We start from the raw sequence: 1662 nt of genomic DNA, 5'->3' as shown, positions 1-1662 counted from the left end.
AAGCCTGGTAATGTCCTACTTTCACATAGCAAATGCTACACTATCATCGGCGCTGTTTCGTTTCACTACTGAGTTCGGCATGGGATCAGGTGGGTCCAAAACGCTATTGTCACCAAGCAAATTTGGGCGTTAATTCGTATCGCTACGCACTAACTGAATTTGGAAAATATCTGATAATATTTTTTAAGTCTTTCTTAAGTAATATCTACTTTAGTCATATTAACTTCTGTCTAAACTGTCGCATAAAACGCGTTTGGCGTTGTATGGTTAAGCCTCACGGGTAATTAGTACAAGTTAGCTTAATGGCTCACACCACTTCCACATCTTGCCTATCAACGTTGTAGTCTTCAACGGCCCTTCAGAGACTTTAAAAGTCTAGTGAGAACTCATCTCGAGGCCTGCTTCGCGCTTAGATGCTTTCAGCGCTTATCAGTTCCGAACGTAGCTACCGGGCAATGCCATTGGCATGACAACCCGAACACCAGCGGTTCGTTCACTCCGGTCCTCTCGTACTAGGAGCAACCCCTCTCAATTCTCAAACGCCCACGGCAGATAGGGACCGAACTGTCTCACGACGTTCTAAACCCAGCTCGCGTACCACTTTAAATGGCGAACAGCCATACCCTTGGGACCGACTTCAGCCCCAGGATGTGATGAGCCGACATCGAGGTGCCAAACACCGCCGTCGATATGAACTCTTGGGCGGTATCAGCCTGTTATCCCCGGAGTACCTTTTATCCGTTGAGCGATGGCCCTTCCATTCAGAACCACCGGATCACTATGACCTACTTTCGTACCTGCTCGACGTGTCTGTCTCGCAGTTAAGCTGGCTTCTACCATTACACTAACCGTACGATGTCCGACCGTACTTAGCCAACCTTCGTGCTCCTCCGTTACTCTTTAGGAGGAGACCGCCCCAGTCAAACTACCCACCAGGCACTGTCCGTAACCCCGATTCAGGGGCCAACGTTAGAACATCAAAACTACAAGGGTGGTATTTCAAGGTTGACTCCACAACAACTAGCGTCGCTGCTTCAAAGTCTCCCACCTATCCTACACATGTAGGTTCAATGTTCAGTGCCAAGCTGTAGTAAAGGTTCACGGGGTCTTTCCGTCTAGCCGCGGGTACACAGCATCTTCACTGCGATTTCAATTTCACTGAGTCTCGGGTGGAGACAGCGTGGCCATGGTTACACCATTCGTGCAGGTCGGAACTTACCCGACAAGGAATTTCGCTACCTTAGGACCGTTATAGTTACGGCCGCCGTTTACCGGGGCTTCGATCAAGAGCTTCTCCCTAAGGATAACCCCATCAATTAACCTTCCGGCACCGGGCAGGTGTCACACCGTATACGTCATCTTGCGATTTTGCACAGTGCTGTGTTTTTAATAAACAGTCCCAGCCACCTGGTCACTGCGGCTCCCGTCCGCTTAGAGAGCAAGTCTCATCACAGATAGGAGCGTACCTTCTCCCGAAGTTACGGTACGATTTTGCCTAGTTCCTTCACCCGAGTTCTCTCAAGCGCCTTAGTATTCTCTACCTGACCACCTGTGTCGGTTTGGGGTACGATTCCATATAATCTGAAGCTTAGAGGCTTTTCCTGGAAGTATGGCATCAACAACTTCATCACCGTAGTGACTCGTCTCGTGTCTCAGTCTTAA

2 rRNA genes are annotated in these 1662 nt (G+C 49.2%); both read right to left on the bottom strand.

Annotated elements, in window-relative coordinates:
- Positions 1-2: 2 nt before the first annotated feature.
- Positions 3-117: ribosomal RNA gene (gene rrf / locus L656_RS0114450) — 5S ribosomal RNA — on the bottom strand.
- Between the two features lie 146 nt (positions 118-263).
- Positions 264-1662: ribosomal RNA gene (locus L656_RS0114445) — 23S ribosomal RNA — on the bottom strand; the annotation flags it as partial.

This window comes from Pseudoalteromonas sp. TAE56, from assembly GCF_000497955.1.
Classification (GTDB): Bacteria; Pseudomonadota; Gammaproteobacteria; order Enterobacterales; family Alteromonadaceae; genus Pseudoalteromonas.
The sequence above is the reverse complement of the archived record's forward strand: the minus strand, read 5'-3'. Positions and strand labels throughout refer to the sequence as shown.